Below are 18388 nucleotides of genomic sequence, written 5' to 3'. Positions count from 1 at the left end.
AACAAATATAGTGAAGTCTGAAATTTTATAGGTGTTTTAATTCCATGCAGTTACGGAATTTTTATTATGTTAAGAAATTAGAGAGCGTTTGAAGTTGATATTATATAGCCCCGATCTGATACTTCTGTAATCGGTGACCAGATATTTAGCGACCATTCCCCATTTTTTTAATCTGGGAGCTTTGGCTATTTCAAAACTTCGGTGCATTCTTCTGATGTGAGTGACTGCTTTTTCGGGAACCGTATCTTCTGCTTGAGCCCACTGGTAGATTTCATTCCATAATAAAGCCCTGGAAATAGCAGGATCTATGACTCGCGTATCTACTTTAGTGATTCTGTTATGTTCGTGTACGCCCCGTATAGCAACTGCTTTGTCAATGCTTCCGGGATACAGATCAAGGTAGTATGACAGGCGGAAAAGAAACTCGGTATCTTCATGAAGTCTTAAATGGCTTTTGAAAAGCACCTCCATTTTTTTCATTAAAGGTTCCCTACGGAGGGTCAAAGTATCAATGCTGAACAGGCCAAATGTTCCCAGCATATGGAGTTGTCCGAAAAACAGATCTTTCGGGGGGTGTTTCTTGTAAACCGTAGTTAGTTTGTCCCTGAATATCCTGTAATATTGTTCCTTGGCTTTTTCAGAATAATAGTGTACTCCCAGAGCACCATAAACACCTTCCACTTTGGGATTTTTGAAAAGTTCTTTTTCCGCATCGAAACGGTTGGGAAGGTAATAGTCATCAGCATCTAAAAAAGCGATGAAATCTCCGGTAGCTTTTTCGATACCTAAATTTCTGCTGCTTGAGGCACCATGATTACGTTTGTCCGGATGTTGATAAAGCTTGACTCTTTCGTGTTTTTCAGCCAGTTGTTGGCAGACCTGCAATGCGTTGTCGGGAGATTGGTCCTCAATCAGGATAACTTCATCAACTTCTTCAAACTGAAGTGCCGATTCTACAGCATGAGACACAAATTTCTCCGCATTGTATACGGGAATAATTACTGATACTTTCATTGGGAACAGTTAAAATAAAATTTGTGTTTTTTGGGATATTACTTGATGCTAAGCTTTTAGTTTAAGCTTTAAATACTCAGTTATTTTTTTCTCTACAAAATAATAAAAAAATGCGGCAACGCCGATGACAACAATCAATTTTAATACAAAATAGGGGATATTGAGATATCCTTCTACCTTAAATCGTCTGAAAAACAGCTCTACAAAAGGGTGTGAAAGATACAGGGAATAGGAAATATCACCTAAAAAAATAAGCAATCTGTTCCCTTTGAAGTGGAGCGTGTAATCCAACAGTAAAAACGATAACACGAATAAAGATACAACAAATAATACCAATACACTGTCTGATATGGCTATAAAATCAAAGAAGAATGCTGAAAATAAAAGGATACCCCCGGTACACAATACCAGAGCCCACATTTTACTGATAGAAATTTTATCCAGTAAAAGGGCAAACAGAATTCCCACCACAAAATATAAGTTGAGGTGACTGGAAACCATCTTCAGATAAGCATTTTCAGTGGGGAATAAAAGTCCTGCTATATAGGTGGCGATGAAGAATAGGGAAATAAAAATATATCTGTTTTTTTTGAAGAACAGGGATAGACCGAATATCAGGTAAAAAAACATTTCATAATTCAGGGACCATCCCAGGTAGAGTACAGGGAACGTGTCCTTTTGGGGAAGAAATAAAACGGAATGGATAAACCTTTTTAGACCTTCACCATGAAAATAGTACATCAGCGTTCCTCCAATGACCATCCATCCTGCTGAGAGCAGAAAATAAAGGGGTACAATCCTGATGATTCTTCGTTTGTAGAATAACTTGATTTCCTTTGAAGTATTGATACTGAAATCTTTTTTTAAGGTGGTAAACGCCATGATAAACCCGCTGATCACAAAAAAGATACTCACCCCAATACTTCCTTTTCTGAACAGAATATCACCAAGGGGAAAATCTTCAAAATTGATATATTCTCTGAAGTGAAAACAGCACACCAGCAGAGCAGATATGCCTCTTAATATTTGTAAATTATTGAGTTTCATGATTCGTGTAAGTAAATCTGTATTTGGTTTTCAGAATGTTGGGATCTTTAAAAATGGCGGCAAAAAGAGTCTTCGCTTTGGAAAATCCTTTTTTTACAGAAAGCTCAAAAGCTTTTTTTTGCAGGCTGATATGTTGTTTTGCATCCTGGTCCAATGCGTTGACCTGAGACCACTGATAAAGCGAGTTCCAGAAAAGAAACTGTCTCTGATTATACTGCGGTGAATATTTTTTGATCTTGGTAATCCTGTTGTCATCATGAATACCTCTTATCGCGACAGCTTTATCTATAGTTCCGGCTTTTAAATAGCAGTGATAGGCCAGCTTGATAATAAAATCCGAATCCTGATGAACACGTAAATCTTCGTTGAATTTTAAACCGCTTTTCTCAAGGGCAGACGCTCTCACCGTAAGGGCATCCAGCGTGAAAAAGGTGCCGAATACTTTTGGAGTCTGGCCCAATAATCCTTTAAAAACTTCAGGACCTTCCGCAGGATAATTGACGGTCAGCAGATAGGTGTCATTGATATTGGATAGAAATTCTTCTTTGCCTTTATCTGTTAAAAATTCAGTACCGATGGCATTGAATATACCTTCTACTTTAGGGTCGTTAAAAAGTTCTCCCTCCACATTGAACCTGTTGGGAAGAAAATAATCATCGGCATCCAGGAATGCAATGAAATCACCGGTCGCTTTTTCAATACCAAGGTTTCTGCTGGCTCCTGCACCATGGTTGCCTTTGTCCGGATGCTGGAAAAGTTTTACCCTTTCATATTGCTGAGCAAGTTCCCGGCATACTGAAAGCGCATTGTCCGGAGACTGGTCCTCAATAAGGATCACTTCCTTTACTTCCTCCAGCTGCAGGGCGGACTCCACGGCTTTGGAAATGTATTTTTCCGCGTTGTATACAGGAATGATTACTGAGATTTCCATGGTTATCTGTTGTAGTAAGTGAAGCGGTATTTCGTCTTTAGTATGTCCGGGTTTTTTAATGTTTCCAGAAAAATGCTTCCATATTTGGCCAGTCCTTTTTTCAAAGACAAGTCAAATGATTTATAAATTAAATAAATTCTCTTTCTGTATTCAGGAGCGATCTGTTGAGAAACAGCCCAGTCATTCATGGATTTCCAGAAAAGCAACTGTCTCTGGTTATATTGAGGGGTGTATTTTATGATTTTTGTAATTCTGTTGTCATCATGAATTCCCCTTATGGCAATAGCTTTATCGATAATGCCGGTTTTCAGGTGGCAATGATAAGCCAACCTGATGATCAGCTCCGAATCCTGATGAACACGGAGAGATTCATTAAAGCGGATAGTATTGCGCTTCAGAGAATCTGTTCTGACAGTAAGTGAATTCAGGTGGAATGATGTACCGAAAGTTTTAGGTGTTAAACTTAAAAGTCCCCTGAAAACCTCTTCTCCTTCCGCCGGATATTCCACCGTACTTAAAGAAATTTCCTTGAATTTAGACTCGAATTCCTGTTTCCCTTTTTCGGTTAAATATTCTGTACCGATCGCGCCAAAAACGCCTTCAGTTTTTGGATCCTTGAAAAGCTCTTTTTCCGCTTCAAATCTATTGGGAAGGTAATAATCATCAGCATCGAGGAATGCTATAAATTCAGAGGTAGCATGATCGATACCCAGATTTCTTGAGGCACCGGCACCACGATTTTCTCCATTAGGATGCTGAAAGAGTTTTACTTTAGAGATTTCCGCAGCCAGCCTTCTGCAGATTTCTAATGAATGATCTGTAGATTGGTCTTCAGCCAGAATGATTTCTTTTACTTCGTCAAATTGTGAGGCAGAATGAACGGCCTTTTCCAAAAATTCGGCAGCGTTGTAAACAGGTATGATAACAGAGATTTCAATCATTGTAAATATTATAAAACAGATTGATTATTATCCGCCCAAAGGGCAAGCTGCAAAAGGTTCCAGTGTTTTTCATCCTTATTCAGGAATTGCTGGGTGGCTTTATAATCAATGAAATTAAACACTTTATGATTGGGGTTATGAAGCAGATCGTTGGAAAGATTCATCAGGTTTTCTTCTGCAAACCAATTTTTTACTCCTAATCCAAATCCCTGTTTATGACGTTTTCTGATGGTTTCCGTCCAGTAAGATCCCATGGCTTCACGAAGAATGATTTTGTCATTTTTCTCGTCCAGTTTGAGTTGATCCGGAAGTTGGATACAGAATTCTGCAAAATCCAGGTCCAGAAACGGCGTTCTTACTTCCAGTGAATTGGCCATCGCCATTCTGTCTGATTTTACCATCATATTGGCGGGAACATAATTTTCCAGATCCACTCTCATGATGTCATTAAGAGAATCAGAATCAGGGGTAAAACTGTATTCCTGAAGATAATTGGCTTTAACCCCCAGAAGATCGCGTTCTTTTTTGTTAAATGCATTTCTCACTTCATTCAGGTGAAAGTCCATGATTGAGGGATGCTGTAAGTTTTTCTGTGTCAGATAGGACGTCTGTCTTAGTTTTTGATAAAGATTCAGACCAAACTGAGCCACTATATTTTTATAACTGAAATGCTTTTTTAATTTATTTTCAACGGTATAGAAATGGTATCCACCGAAGAGTTCATCGCCTACATCTCCTGATAAAACCACGGTCAGATTTTGTCTGGCGTATTTACAGATTTCGTAATGCGGGATAAATGAGGCATCGGCAAAAGGTTCATCAAAAAACGGTGAGATCTTCAGCAGAGAGGCAACAAGGTCTTCTTTTTTTTCGTGAACTTCTATATGGTTGGTATGGTATTTATCGGCAATTTCTTTGGCATATTTCAGCTCATTGTCTTTATGGTCATATCCAAAGCTGATCGTTGTCTGATGAGGCAGAAATTCGTCTACCAAAGCGACTATCGATGAAGAATCCAGGCCTCCGCTCAGGAAACTTCCGACTTCTACATCGGCAATAAGCTGTTTTTTTACTGCATTTTTCAGCAGATACTGAAATTCTTCTTTAGCATCAGAAAGACTTAAGGTTCTGTCTTTTGCCGGAAGACTGTAGTAGCGGGAAACCGTAATTTTTCCATCTTTCCAGACCAGCTGGTGAGCAGGCGGAAGGGTGAAAATATTACTGTAAATACTCTGGTAGGTGCTTACATATCCGTACTGAAGATAGTGGGAGAGGGCTTCGGAACTTACTTTAGGCTGTATTAATCCTGAGGCCAGAATAGCTTTGATTTCTGATGCAAAAATAAATTCATTATTGTTTCCTATTGCATAATAAAACGGTTTTTCTCCGAATCGGTCTCTGGCGCAGAAAAGTTGTTGTTGCTGATTATCCCAGATGGCAAAAGCAAACATTCCCGGAAGATCATGGATGAGGTTTTCCTTCTTTCTCTGGTACATGGCCAGGATAACTTCGGTGTCTGAACCTCCGTGAAAAGGATATTCCCCGTATTTTTTCTTGATATCCTGATAACCGTAGATCTCACCGTTCAGGACAATACATTCATTTTTGGTGCTTGAGAACATGGGCTGTTTTCCATTTTCAGAAAGATCGATAATGGAAAGTCTGCGGTGGCCCAAAGCTGCATGGTCATAAAATTCATAATGCGAAGAATCGGGACCGCGATGTATCATAGAATCAGTCATTTTCCGGATTTCCTCCTGATAGTTTCTGGCGTTACTGCTTATGATTCCTGCTATTCCACACATAATATTCTATTTTTCATCATTTATTTTTCGTTTATGTTCAGGCTAATTTACGACAGATTAAGAAAAGCCGGACCTTTCTGCATTACCTGATTTCTGAAACTGCTTAATTTTGCACTGTCCGAAGAGATTTTCTTATACTTTTTTGACAACTTTTTATAGGTGTCAAAGTTTCCGGTGATGATATTTTTAAGCATGCTCTGTTTAAGAGATTTTTTTTCAAGCTGAAGACCATTGGGAAGGTTGGGATTCATAGCATTGATCTCTATTCTTACATCTTCAAACTTTGTAAAATCTATTTTATGAAGCAGTTGAACACCGTCGTGCACTACTTTACTGCCGGGAACCAAAATCACTTTCATGTTGTGAAAATGCACCCGGTTGACATATTCGTCATCTTCTCCGTAATGGAAAAAATAGGGATTGAATCCACCTACAGATTCTATTGTCTTTCTTGGGAGAAGCCAGTGTGCAGCATTGATGAAATTAATCTCATACCAGGGCTTCAGCGTCTGAAAATACAGATCTGAGATCATCCTGGTCTTTTCGTAGTTCTTAGCAATATACTGATCCAGGAAAATATCCAGGTATTTTTCTGTGCCGTCTATATGGACGGGGCTTATGATTCCCACTTCTTCCTGATGGGGATGGTTGTGGAATACTTCCAGCATTTTTTCCATACTGTCTTCATACAGCCAAGCGTCCTGATTCATCAGGTAAAAGAAATCTGCTTCGTTTTTGTATGCTTTTTCGATGCCTATATTATTGGCTTTTCCAAAACCCATATTGGTTTCAGACTGGGTGAAATCTACTTCAGGAAAATTATTTCTGATGTATTCCTGAGTGCCATCCACAGATCCGTTATCTACCACGATGCATTTTACAGGAACCGAAGATTTTCTTAGGCTCGTAAAGCAGCGTTCTGCCCATTTCATGGCATTGTAGGTGACGATGATGATATGGATTTCAGGTATTTTCATACAGGCATTAATTGATAAATATATTATGAATTTTGTAGTATATAAAATAATAGACTTTCTTAAGTAAAGCGTCAAGAGCTGGGAATGTTAAAAAGCCTTCGGTCTTCAGCATCATCGTCCACGAAAGATTAAAAAGGATCAACAGGAAGGTCATGATTTCCTGTTTCCGGGTAAGGATCGATTTCTGGTCGGTAACAATAAATATAGTCAGCAGGGAAAAGAAGATATTGATCCATCTTCCCCAATCCAGAGCAAGATAAAATAAGGGAATTAAAAAAGCGGTTTGTATCACTATAAACAGAGCGCTGATCTTCACTTTATTCAGTCTGCAGTAGACATAAAAAGTAAAGGCAGCAATCAGTATGCTAATTATATAGGTCTGATAACTGTATATATTTTGTTTGTAAAAATCTAAAACATTATAATTTGTATCGTACTCATAAATGCCCAATTCATCCAGGATCAATCCGTGGTTCTTTAAAAATAATACGGAATTTTCTGTATTGATACTGATCCCGAATTGATAAAGAATGAGCATGACAATGGTCGCTGGAATCAGTTGATAAAAGGCTATTTTTTTGATCTTATCCACTAATAAACCATTAGTCTTCACAAGATAAGTGAAGCTTACAAAAGGGATATAAAAGTAGGCCGCTTCATGGGTTAAAATAGCAATAAGAATAAACAGGGTGATGATAAAATCCTTCACAACGATTTTGGATCGAAGACAAAGAATGTACATCAGGTAGAAAAGAAAGAATATAATTTCTTTTTTTGATGCAATGGAAGGATCTTTGACCATCATGCCGAAACCTGCGGGAAGCAGCATAAGCGCAAGAACTAGAAGATTGTTTTTTTCTTTCCAGAACAGCTTGAACAGTAAATAAAAGAATAGGGTATAGACTATGAACAAAAAGGCGAATATGATGTGCTCCAGATTAATTTTAGTGATCTCATTAACTGCGATAAACAGGGAACCGAAAAAGCCTCTTCGCTTGAATCCTCCATCCTGATAGTTGATCAGCCATTCTCCAAGATACCAGCCTCCTTTATTCACTACAATAAGGGAATAGGTGGTTTTTATACTAACAAAATAATAGATTGCTAATACGATGCTGATTATATAAGTAACTGGTTTTGGTTTCATCCGCGAAATAGATTAAAATATAAAAAATAGTACACTTTCTTTATCATAACATCAAGCAGTGTAAAGCTTGAGAACCCCTGATAAAACGCCATCATCTTCCAAAAAGAATTAAAGATAATTAATAATACCGCAATAAGGTCCTTTTTCCAATTACTGACTAATTGCTTTTCTCCAATCATAAAAAGAGTCAGCAAAGAAAAGAAAATATTGATCCATCTGCCCCAATCGAAGCCTTTAACAAATAATGGGATCAGGAAAATAATCTGGATGATCAGGAAAACGGGACTGATTTTAATCTTATTCATCCTGCAGTAGATGAATAAAGTAACGGTACTCAGGAGTATACTGATGCTGTAGGTCACATAGCCATACAGGTGGGTTTTATAGATTTCCGAGACATTAAAATCTGATTCATAATAATCATAGATTTTTAATTCTTTTAACAAATAGCCATGGTCTTTCAAAAATAATACGGTGTTGTCTGTTTTGATGTTGAGCCCGAATTGGTACAGCAGAAACATGGCAAGCGTCGCGGGAAGTAACTGGTAAAAGAAGATCTTTTTTATTTTGTGAACCGTTGGCTCATTCGTTTTTACAAAATAGGCAAGGCTTACAAAAGGCAGATAAAAAAATGCCGCTTCATGGATGAGCAGAGCCATAAGTATAAACAAAGTGATCACATAATCTTTGATCACCATTTTAGACCGTAGGCAAAGAAGATACATGAGATAAAAGAGAAAAAATATAATCTCTTTTTTAGGAATAATGGTGTAATCCTTTAAAACCATTCCCAAACCTGTGGGGAGCAGTAAAAGGCTGATCATTAATAGGGTATTCTTATTCTGCCAAAGGAATTTGATGAGAAGAATAAAGAAAAGCGTGTAAATGATGAACAGGAAAACAAAAACCACATTGGCCAGGTGAACTCCGGTGAGTTCATTGATGAAGACAAATGCACTTCCGAGGAGCCCTCTTCGTTTAAATCCTCCATCCTGATAATTGATCAGCCATTCTCCAAGATGCCAGTCATTTTTATTAACGACCAGCTGCAAATAAGTATTTTGCAGATATACGCAATAATAAATGGCTAATAATAAACCAATGAAATAGTTAATTATTTTCGTTTTCATACATTAATCAATAAAAACCTCCTTAAAGGTATCCATCACGGGATGCGGCAGGAATTTCCGAAATAATTCTTCCGCAGATACACTCAGATCCGCCTCTAATAGAATATCTCTAAGCTCTTTTTCATTACGGTAATAATAGGCCTGATCTCCAAGATGGCTGATATGGGCTTTCTCAGGAGGATCTGCAAAAGCAACCACCGGTTTTCCCTTAATGGCAAATTCTGCAACCGTAATTCCAAAAGTTTCTCCTCTTTCACGGGCATGAAGCAAAGCATTACAGGTATTGATGAATTTTTGTTTCATGATAATATCCGAGCTTGGTGGCAGGAAAATAATGTTCGAAGGAGCAGATTTCCACCATCTTTTTTTCACAAACGAATCTACGCCCATAAAAATAAAGTAAACATCCTTATATTTTGAGGCTATTTTTTCGATCGTCTGCTGCGCAAATAGGATGTTAAAGCTGGCATGACCGCCATAGTAACCGAATACTTTTGCATGCGGAGGAATATTCAGGTCTTTTCTGAGATCCTGATTGGTTCCTTCTTCAAAATTAACCATATGCGGAACAAAAGGATACTTTGAACCAGTCATTTCGTGGCTCAGCCATTCGGAAACGTAGGCATATACATCTCCATGAGGTTCAAAATGCTTGAAAACGCTGTGGATGCATGTTTTGCATTCTTTGGTCTCTATATGATCGATATCGCCGTTTTTAATGGCATAAAACAGGTCTATATTATTTTTATTGATGAGGTCATCTACTTCTTTAAAGTCAGAATAGCCAATCACATTAAAGCGTTTGGAAAATTTCTCGATACCCAGCGGATGGTTGGTTGTCGAAGTTTTATCATATACAATCAATGATTCGTTTCCCAGATATCGTTCATTGAAATCTGCATAATCATATAATGCGATGGAAGTCCCTCGGTAATTGAGTTCGTTCTCATGGAAAAGAATTTTCATTCTGTACGGTTTATTTAAATTTATTTTTCAATTTACTAAGTATTTTCCGAATGATGCTTTTCTTCGGATACTTCGTAAGATCATTGTGTTTGAAAAGGCCTTCACCCTGTGCAATTTTGAAATCCTGTTTTACCCACCACGCGGCAATATTCCTCTCAAGTGATGCGGTTTCCCCTGAAAAAGGAATGATGGTACCGAGCAGAAAATCTTTTCGGACGAGATAAGGGTTATTCGTCCAGTTGGCCCAGCGGGAAGTCGTTACAAAATAATCTCCCTGCTTCTGTATTTTGTCCGGAAATTCTTGGGCAGGATCCAGCCAGTGCAGCGATTCCAGAAGGTGGGGCGAGGTACATTCATGCCAGTCGTCATAGTAGTCAAGCTCGTTGCCTTTATGTCTGATGGAGATCAGCGGATATCCGGGTGTTTTCCTGTTCCGGTAGCGTATAACATCAAATCCCTGATCAAGAAGTTGTATGCCGCTTTTAAGCTGTGAAAGGGTGGTGGTCTGATCCTCAATAAGCTCCCAGTCGTGTTCCAGGAACAGAATGTTTTCAGACGAAGCGTTTTCAGCCAGTAATTTCATTCCTTTCCCGATCCCGATATTTTCATCCAGTCCTATGTACCGGATTCCATACTTTCCGGCCGTCTTTTTATCCTGCTCACTTACTTCCTGAAAAAGGATGAGAATATCATCCGTCATCTCAAGAAGACCGTGTTTTTTATAAGATTTCAAGGTGTTTTTCAGCGTTTCTCCGGTTTTCCAGGAGAGGATGCAGATGCTAATTGGTAATTTTTCCATAGGAATGCCTTAAAGATTGAGAAAAGGATGTTGGCCCGTCATTGAAATCTTTCTTGCCGCTTCGATCTCTTTAAATTTTTTTGAAAAGTACTGATACTGTTCCAGATAAAATTTAGATTCGTTGATATTTCCTTTAGCACTTAATTTTAAAATATAGGAAAGGATCGCTGTTTTTTCTCTTTTGATATTATAATCATAATTGGGATCCAGATACTTCGTTTCCCGCTGCATTCTCATGGAAAGACGGGTATTGGCCAATAATTCAGCTTTATCTTTCGGCTGTTTTTTATGGAAAGACTGTACGGCATCGTGTACGACTTTACTTTTTGTACAGACCATTATCTTTAATCCGAAATAAGTAATCCTGTTCACATACTCATAATCTTCGGCACCGTAAAAGAAGTAAGGATTGAATCCTCCTATCTTTTCAATGATATTTCTTGGAATAAACCAATGGGCAGCATTTACAAAACTGATTTCATAAGAAGGTTTGGCTTCCCCGAAATAAACATCGGAAAACATTCTGTTGTTCCTGACATCCTTAGCCAGATAATTCTCAAAATGGATGTCAAATTTTTTCTCGCTGCCATCCAGATGCATTGGGCTTAAAATACCGATTTTGCTCCTGTCCGGAGCATTATTATAAACATCCAGCATATGCTGGAAACTGTCCGGAAAAATCCAGGCATCCTGGTTCATCAGATAAAAGAAATCTGCCCCTTCCTGATAGGCTTTTTCTATTCCTAAATTATTGGCTTTTCCAAAACCCAGATTCTCGCCAGATTCTATCAGATCAATTTCAGGAAAATGGGTTTTAATATATTCCTGGCTTCCGTCCGTAGATCCGTTGTCGATCACCATGCACTTTACAGGAACCGAAGAATGTCTTAAACTGGTAAAACATCTTTCTGCCCATTTCATAGCATTGTAGGTAACGATGATAACGTGAATAGTAGACATTCTCATCTTAAATATACTTTTGGGTTAAGGTTTTCAAATAATCTTCCGGCTGTATTCCGGAGAAAAACGTTTCTATTGATTCATCAAAGCCGACCTTATAAAAATCGCCTTCTTCCACTTCAGAAAAATGGGCCTTCTTCTGAGTCTTTTCTTCAATAGCATTGATGATTTCTTTCAAATCATAATAATACGGGAAAGCCAGATTGAGGGTTTTGTTTTTCATATCCAGGCAGTGTGAACCCAGGAATTTTGAAATATCGTCAATATCCAAAAGCAGTCTTCTTGCCTTTAAATGGAGTGTGAATTCATTATTTCCGGAGATCTGGGCCGAAAGGAAATTAAAAAGGGTATTGGGATTTCCTCCTTTTCCCACGATATTGCCTATGCGCAGAATAAGAAATTGATCACATCTGTTTTTGATATGGTCTTCGAGAGCCTTTTTATGCAGCACGTACGGGCTGTTCTGTTTAGATTGGTCATGAATGCTCAGTGTAGAAAAATAGATCAGTTTTCTTTCCTTATTTTCTTCAATCATCGTTTTCAAAAGAGAATATTCTCTTTCAAATTCTGAATTCCTGGTTTCGAGGGAGTTTGAAACACCGGAAGCAAAGAATAATAAGTCTTCTGAATCTATATTTTTTAATGAGTTTGCGATAAGACCGTTTCCTACAATCATTTGTGTTATTTTGTAGTGTTTAGCTTTTTATTAATCTCTGAAGCATACCTCAGATAATGATAATATTTTTTTGCGATTAAAAAATGATCTTTAAAATTAATCCTTTTAAACGGATAAAATTTCATCGTAAAGAGGATATTTTTTTGATCAACGGGATAATACTGAAAGTAATTATATAAAAAGCTTAAAAATATTTTTTTTTCTGTTTCGGGGTCCGGTATTTTCTGAAAATCGGAACCTTGTTTTTGTTTTATGAGAATGTTGGCATCAAGCCATTTCTGATCTAAATTTCCCTGCGAAAAATGTTCAATAAGGATATCATCAATAATATAGTTTTGGAATGTTCTTGAAACTCTTAAACTGAAATCGAGATCATACCCGTGAAACCCTTTGAGAAGTTCTTCATTAAATTTAAATGCATTGAAAACTTCTTTTTTTACAGCGATAAAAACGCCGTCTACGGCATATACTTTATGGAGGTGTTCTTTGGTGGTATTGATCAGTGTGGATGATGATTTTTCTTTATTTCCCTGAAGAATATGTACAAAATTATATTGCTCGGAAACCGTCCAGCTGCTGGGTGCCACAGGGACATAAGAAGATCCCGCCAAACCGATAATACCGACGTTGGGCTGGTTAAGATGAGCCATTAATTTCTTTCCCCAATCGTTGGTGTGAAACAGAATATCTTCATGAATAAATAAAAGATTCCCATAAACGGATTGTTCTGCTCCCTGATTGTAGGCTTGTGTAATCCCCATCAGATTAGGATTCCATATTTGAATAATCTCATACTGAAAACCATCACCGATTGTTTCGCTAATATTCTTAACGAGATCATCATAGTAGGTTTTCTGGTAGGATGAAATTATAATGGACAGCATTTTACGACAGTTTGTTAATTAATTTAAATAAAAATTGGGTCATCTTATTTTTATGAACGGCTTCATTATAAAAATTAAGATTGACGCCAAGCGTTTTCTGCTGATGGTAATATTCAATAGCATTTAAATTCCTGGGAATGTATTTATTCAAATGTTTTTTATAGATATAATTTAAGGTGAAATCTTTTTTAGCCTTGTTCTGATTGATCTCAACATCCATGGATTCTAATTTTCTGCGGTAAAAGAACCCTAAATAATCCAGACGGTGAACCTTCTTTTTTTCGTCTAAAACGGATAACCAGAAATCCCAGTCTTCTTTCCCGTGAATTAAGTTGATATCATATCCTGAAGCCTTTTCCCACTCACTTTTTTCAAAAAATGCTGAGCAGAAAATAAGGTTTTCCACTAAAAGCTGTTCGTAATTGTAATCATTCAGATTCCACGGCTCTATGGTGGTCCCGAAGAATTCTGCTTTACAGTAAATAACCGTATACCCGTCATTGAATTTTTCTTCGGCAAGTTTCAGATACTCCTCACCGATTCTGTCATCACAATCCAAAGGCAATATCCAAGTCCCCTTAGCATTTTCTATTCCAGTGTTTCTTGCAGCGGACAAGCCTCCGTTTTTCTTATCAATATATTTGAAACGTTCATCTTTCCGGGTCCATTGCAGGGCTATTTCCCCGGTATGGTCTGTAGAACCGTCGTTGACAATGATGCACTCCCAGTTTTGATACGTCTGATTCAGGACAGATCCAAGGCATTCCTCCAGATAGACGGCTTGATTGTAGCAAGGGACGATGATGGAAATTTTGGGATTCATCTTAAATCATTTTATTTAAAAGTTTGTACAGGAGAACAGGCAGCCTTTTATTAAGGGCAAAACTTAATCTTTTAATATGAAAAGGATATTTGCTGTAGACCAGACGATATTCCGGTGACAGCGTTTTTCCAGTCAGGTAAAATTTCTGAGTCTGTCCGTTGATTCTTTCTCTTGCGACTCCTTCTTTATCAAACATCATTTGAAGAAGGATGGTTTCTATCTGTATTTTTTCTTCTTTTACTTTTGAAATATTTTCCGGATGTAAACGGTAATAGGCCAATTTTTCCGGAACATAAGCGGTGAGATAATTCTCGTTGATCTTCAGCCAGCGGTAATAATCTTCTACTGTCAATCGGGAATCGTAAGCTCCGGTTTCTCTTAAAACATCCGTCCTCTGTAAAACCGTCAAAGCAGCAATCCGGTTGCCTTTTATAAGCTCTTTTCTGAAAACATAAGGATCTATATTTCCTAAGGCATCATAATCAGCCATATCTTCCATGATCTGACTGTCGTTATTGATGGTGTGGGTATGCGTAAAAACCATACCGTAGGAATCGCCTAAACTTTCCAGCTTTGAAACAGATTTTTCAATAGCTTCAGGATGAAGAAAATCATCAGCTGCGATAAGTTTGATATATTTTCCTTTTGCAAGAGCAACACATTCATTGAGCATGGTAGCCAGGCCTGTATTTTTGGTGTGGATGTTTTTTTCTGCAGAATAATTGTTTTCTGTCAGCCATTGATCAATAACATCCGCCGAATTGTCGGGAGAGGCATCATCACCTACAATCAACTGGATGTTGCTGTAGGTCTGATTTTTTATGCTGTCCAGGTTTTCCTTAACAAACTTTGAATGGTTATAGGAAACGACAACGACTGTTACTAACGGTTGCTCCATTGCTATTGCACATTATTTATTCTAATTGTTCTTTCGATCCTTCAATACCCAGAAGTCCCTGTACTTTTTTTCCCTGTTCATCCATTGAATAGATCAGTTCACGTACCCCATCTTTTACCAGATAAATTTCGGAAGGAACGATGTTGGAGTTGTCAATATGCTCCGGAATCACGAGATCCAGGGTATATCCTTCAAGGAATTTTTCATTAAGAAAATCCGGCTGGATATGAAGCGTGGGGTTAAGGCTGTCTACAGAAACTCTGTTCAGCTTGGTAGCCAATAATTGCGAGTGAATAGGGCTCATTCCGATACCGAAAAGTTTGCGGTATCTGATATAACTGAAACCTCTGTCTTCAAGGGTAACCGGGTTGTGATAGCTCAGTGGCTTCAGGTGCTTGAGAAGTCCTTCAGAATGATAGATGGTGCCATCTACAGCAAAAGGATAAGACCAGTGATGCACCTCGGTATCTGTATAATAATCCCATTGATAGTAATCTCCTTTTTTCTCCAGATAGTCAGGGTGTCCTTCAAGATTGTCTCCGACATATAATCTGTAAGAAGCATTTTCAGGATTATTTCTTATGATATCTAATACTTCATCCGGAATATGAACGTCTTTAAAGAAAATACTGTCATCCGTACAGAACATGACGAATTCACAGCCACTGTTTTTGATGATTTTCTGAAGAGCTCCTTTAAAGTTATCTCCGTTTTTCTTGAATAGATTTTTTTCTTTAAAAAATTCCCAGTCTCTTTCCGTATTCAGGGCATGAATGTAAGAGAAGTCAAAAAAGACATGTTTTCTTTCAACGAAAGATATATGCTGATATCCGGCGTATTTTTTTTTCAACAGCTCATAGCCTTGTTGATGAACGCCGGTGGTATGGTAGAGGATCACAAGCTTAGCATCTGCTTTAAAATGTCTCAGAGAAGACTGAAGCAGATAGTCAAGCTGTACAGCGCGGTTGTAAGAAAATATTACATTAAGTATCATAAGTGATAAGCGTTTAAGGTGTAGATATAGATGATGCCAGTAAAGAAAATCGTTATAATTTCTCTATTGAATGGGTGATTTTTGGAAACAGAATACCCGGAGATTTTACAATTTCTCCAAATTCATTCTGTATTCCGTGGATCTCAAAACCAAATGCCTCGGTTCTGTATGCCACATTCGTTCTGTTGATTCCCCAAAACAAATCGAAATAATAAGAATCTTCATTAATGGTATATGGCGGAATTTCGAAGCTCGCCGTATAGTCTCTTTTTTCTATGTTTTTATCCTCGCTGATCATCATACCGGTACTCATGATCGTAAGATCGTGGCTATTTCTGAGATAAAATGACATATCGAGATCTACCCCGACCATTTTGGATGTAAAGGTTACCGTTACCCGAATACCGGATTTAACGGTGATAATGTCTCCGTTTATAGGTTCAGCTTTGTAGGATTTTACCAGAATATTCTCATTTTCGAATACTGCGGGATCATCCATATAGTTGTAAAACAGTTTTGTATCAGCATTTTTCTGATAGTCGATGATGCATTTGTTCACATCGCCCTGACTGACCAGTCGGCCTTTATCCAGCAATAGCCCTGTATTGCATAATTCTTTGATTGCCGTGATGTTATGGCTTACAAAAAGAACGGTTCTCCCTTCTCCTTTGGTAACATTGCCCATTTTTCCAAGGCATTTCTTCTGAAATTCTGCGTCTCCTACTGCAAGTACTTCATCTATAATAAGGATTTCAGATTCCAGATGGGCTGCTACAGCAAAAGCCAAACGTACATACATTCCTGAAGAATATCTTTTCACAGGAGTATCAATATATCTTTCTACTCCTGAAAAATCTACTATTTCATCAAATTTTCTAGTGATTTCTTTTCTTGTCATCCCCAGAATTGCTCCGTTGAGGTAGACATTTTCGCGTCCTGTCATTTCAGGATGGAAACCTGTTCCCACCTCCAGCAGTGATGCAATTCTTCCGTTGGTATGAATTTTACCGGTAGTAGGTTTTGTAACCTTGCTTAAAAGCTTAAGCAGGGTAGATTTTCCGGCCCCGTTTCTTCCTATAATCCCCAGTGCATCACCCTGAGCGATCTCGAAATTGATGTCCTGTAGTGACCATACATATTCCGATTCCCCTTTTGTGGTTCTGTCATTGGATTCCCCGATCTTGAGATAAGGGTCTTCTTTTCCTCTTACTTTATACCAGAATCTATTTAAATCATGGGAAAGAGTTCCTGTTCCCACTTGTCCTAAACGGTATTGTTTTGATATGTTTTCTCCTTTTAAAGCCAGCATTTTTTTAAGTTTAAATTATACAGTATCCATAAATGTTTTTTCAACTTTATTGAAAATAACAAGGCCTATTGCGAAAAGTACAAGAATAATCGCGGTGCTTATTCCCAGCATCAGCGGAGAAAAATCTCCGGAGCCAAGCCATCCGTATTTGAAGCATTCAAATATACCGGTTAAAGGATTGTAGTAAGCCAGCTTTTTGAAAGGACCTACCAACGCGGATACGGGATAAATAACCGGCGTAGCATACATATATAAACTTATACCAAAACCTAACAGCATTCCAAGGTCTTTGTATTTTGTGGTAAGGGAAGAAAAAATCATTCCTACCCCTAGGGCGAAAATTACCATAAGGATAATGAGCAGAGGAGTCGCCAGGACCCATATATTGGGGTGAATTTCACCTTCTGCCAGATAATACGCCCAGACTATCAGAAATAATAAAATCTGTACGCCGAGACGCATTAAATTGGATATGACAATGGAAATAGGAGTGACAAGTCTTGGAAAATAAACCTTTCCAAATATATTGGCATTCCCTACAAAGGTGTTGGAAGTGGCCGTAAGTGAGCCTGAAAAATAATTCCAGAGAGTAACTCCTAAAAGATAAAACAGTATAGGTGGAGCCCCGTCTGTAGGGAGTTTGGCTATTTTGCCAAATACAACGAGGTATACAATTGTCGTAAAAATAGGATTAATGAAAAACCAGACAGGACCTAAAATAGTTTGCTTAAAACTTGAAATAAAGTCTCTTTTTACAAACATGTATATTAAATCCTTGTATTTCCAGACTTCTTTAAGTCTTAAATCAAATAAAGAATGGTCGGCATCAATCGTTTCTGTCCACTTCTGTTGTGGTTCATTCATTTGTGTGGGTTTTTGCAAATTTAAAATATTTAATTCTTATCCAACTTTCCTGATGAGTGAATAATTATTCACATAAAACGGAAAATAACAACTAATATATTACTATTTGTTAGTATGAGCAAAGAACTATCGGCTATAAAGCCAATAGCCCTTAAAATTTATAATAATAATTCTTATTTAATAACGGGGAATTAATGATATTGGGCATAGCTGTTCTCCGGGA

Annotated in this window: 18 protein-coding genes; all 18 read right to left on the bottom strand. The window is 37.8% G+C overall.

Features of this window, described 5'->3' with window-relative positions; all coding sequences use genetic code 11:
• Nucleotides 1–69: 69 nt before the first annotated feature.
• The 18 genes from N0B48_RS14740 to N0B48_RS14655 are packed head-to-tail and all read right to left on the bottom strand — an operon-like array spanning nucleotide 70 to nucleotide 18165.
• The gene (locus N0B48_RS14740; RefSeq protein ID WP_259839519.1) at nucleotides 70–1014 is read right to left on the bottom strand and encodes a glycosyltransferase family 2 protein; all 945 of its coding nucleotides are present in this window, start codon (nucleotides 1012–1014) and stop codon (nucleotides 70–72) included.
• Between the two features lie 48 nt (nucleotides 1015–1062).
• Complete coding sequence (locus tag N0B48_RS14735) at nucleotides 1063–2061, bottom strand: acyltransferase family protein (RefSeq protein WP_259839518.1); 999 nt, start codon at nucleotides 2059–2061, stop codon at nucleotides 1063–1065.
• Nucleotides 2048–2992 carry a glycosyltransferase family 2 protein gene (locus N0B48_RS14730; RefSeq protein WP_259839517.1) on the bottom strand — a complete coding sequence of 315 codons (945 nt, stop codon included), beginning with the start codon at nucleotides 2990–2992 and terminating at the stop codon, nucleotides 2048–2050. Before N0B48_RS14730 ends, N0B48_RS14735 begins: the two co-directional genes overlap by 14 nt.
• A gap of 2 nt (nucleotides 2993–2994) precedes the next feature.
• Nucleotides 2995–3933, bottom strand: coding sequence for a glycosyltransferase family 2 protein (locus N0B48_RS14725; protein ID WP_259839516.1), 939 nt, complete (start codon nucleotides 3931–3933; stop codon nucleotides 2995–2997).
• A gap of 8 nt (nucleotides 3934–3941) precedes the next feature.
• A complete protein-coding gene (asnB, locus tag N0B48_RS14720) occupies nucleotides 3942–5738 on the bottom strand; it encodes an asparagine synthase (glutamine-hydrolyzing) (protein ID WP_259839515.1) in 1797 nt (598 codons plus the stop codon).
• 47 nt (nucleotides 5739–5785) lie between these two features.
• Nucleotides 5786–6715: a glycosyltransferase family 2 protein gene (locus tag N0B48_RS14715; protein WP_259839514.1), complete on the bottom strand. Its 930-nt coding sequence runs from the start codon at nucleotides 6713–6715 to the stop codon at nucleotides 5786–5788.
• Nucleotides 6716–6722: 7 nt separating this feature from the next.
• Nucleotides 6723–7862: a hypothetical protein gene (locus N0B48_RS14710; protein ID WP_259839513.1), complete on the bottom strand. Its 1140-nt coding sequence runs from the start codon at nucleotides 7860–7862 to the stop codon at nucleotides 6723–6725.
• Nucleotides 7859–8992: a hypothetical protein gene (locus N0B48_RS14705; protein WP_259839512.1), complete on the bottom strand. Its 1134-nt coding sequence runs from the start codon at nucleotides 8990–8992 to the stop codon at nucleotides 7859–7861. The genes N0B48_RS14710 and N0B48_RS14705 overlap by 4 nt, the downstream gene beginning before the upstream one ends.
• A gap of 3 nt (nucleotides 8993–8995) precedes the next feature.
• Nucleotides 8996–9958: a glycosyltransferase family protein gene (locus tag N0B48_RS14700; RefSeq protein ID WP_259839511.1), complete on the bottom strand. Its 963-nt coding sequence runs from the start codon at nucleotides 9956–9958 to the stop codon at nucleotides 8996–8998.
• Between the two features lie 10 nt (nucleotides 9959–9968).
• On the bottom strand, nucleotides 9969–10757 hold the full coding sequence (locus tag N0B48_RS14695; RefSeq protein ID WP_259839510.1) for a glycosyltransferase family 2 protein: 789 nt from the start codon (nucleotides 10755–10757) through the stop codon (nucleotides 9969–9971).
• 9 nt (nucleotides 10758–10766) lie between these two features.
• Nucleotides 10767–11717: a glycosyltransferase family 2 protein gene (locus tag N0B48_RS14690; protein ID WP_259839509.1), complete on the bottom strand. Its 951-nt coding sequence runs from the start codon at nucleotides 11715–11717 to the stop codon at nucleotides 10767–10769.
• A 7-nt stretch (nucleotides 11718–11724) separates the two neighbouring features.
• The gene (locus tag N0B48_RS14685; RefSeq protein WP_259839508.1) at nucleotides 11725–12393 is read right to left on the bottom strand and encodes an NAD-dependent epimerase/dehydratase family protein; all 669 of its coding nucleotides are present in this window, start codon (nucleotides 12391–12393) and stop codon (nucleotides 11725–11727) included.
• 5 nt (nucleotides 12394–12398) lie between these two features.
• On the bottom strand, nucleotides 12399–13277 hold the full coding sequence (locus N0B48_RS14680) for a glycosyltransferase (RefSeq protein ID WP_259839507.1): 879 nt from the start codon (nucleotides 13275–13277) through the stop codon (nucleotides 12399–12401).
• 1 nt (nucleotide 13278) lies between these two features.
• A complete protein-coding gene (locus N0B48_RS14675; protein WP_259839506.1) occupies nucleotides 13279–14100 on the bottom strand; it encodes a glycosyltransferase family 2 protein in 822 nt (273 codons plus the stop codon).
• A 1-nt stretch (nucleotide 14101) separates the two neighbouring features.
• Nucleotides 14102–14998 carry a glycosyltransferase family 2 protein gene (locus N0B48_RS14670; RefSeq protein ID WP_259839505.1) on the bottom strand — a complete coding sequence of 299 codons (897 nt, stop codon included), beginning with the start codon at nucleotides 14996–14998 and terminating at the stop codon, nucleotides 14102–14104.
• Nucleotides 14999–15014: 16 nt separating this feature from the next.
• A complete protein-coding gene (locus tag N0B48_RS14665; RefSeq protein WP_259839504.1) occupies nucleotides 15015–15992 on the bottom strand; it encodes a hypothetical protein in 978 nt (325 codons plus the stop codon).
• A 52-nt stretch (nucleotides 15993–16044) separates the two neighbouring features.
• Nucleotides 16045–17301, bottom strand: coding sequence for an ABC transporter ATP-binding protein (locus tag N0B48_RS14660; protein WP_259839503.1), 1257 nt, complete (start codon nucleotides 17299–17301; stop codon nucleotides 16045–16047).
• A gap of 15 nt (nucleotides 17302–17316) precedes the next feature.
• On the bottom strand, nucleotides 17317–18165 hold the full coding sequence (locus tag N0B48_RS14655; RefSeq protein WP_259839502.1) for an ABC transporter permease: 849 nt from the start codon (nucleotides 18163–18165) through the stop codon (nucleotides 17317–17319).
• Nucleotides 18166–18388: the final 223 nt, after the last annotated feature.

It is taken from the genome of Chryseobacterium herbae (assembly GCF_025154075.1).
In the GTDB taxonomy this organism is placed as follows: domain Bacteria; phylum Bacteroidota; class Bacteroidia; order Flavobacteriales; family Weeksellaceae; genus Chryseobacterium; species Chryseobacterium herbae.
Note: the sequence above shows the minus strand (reverse complement) of the source record. Positions and strands in the feature narration are given on the sequence as shown.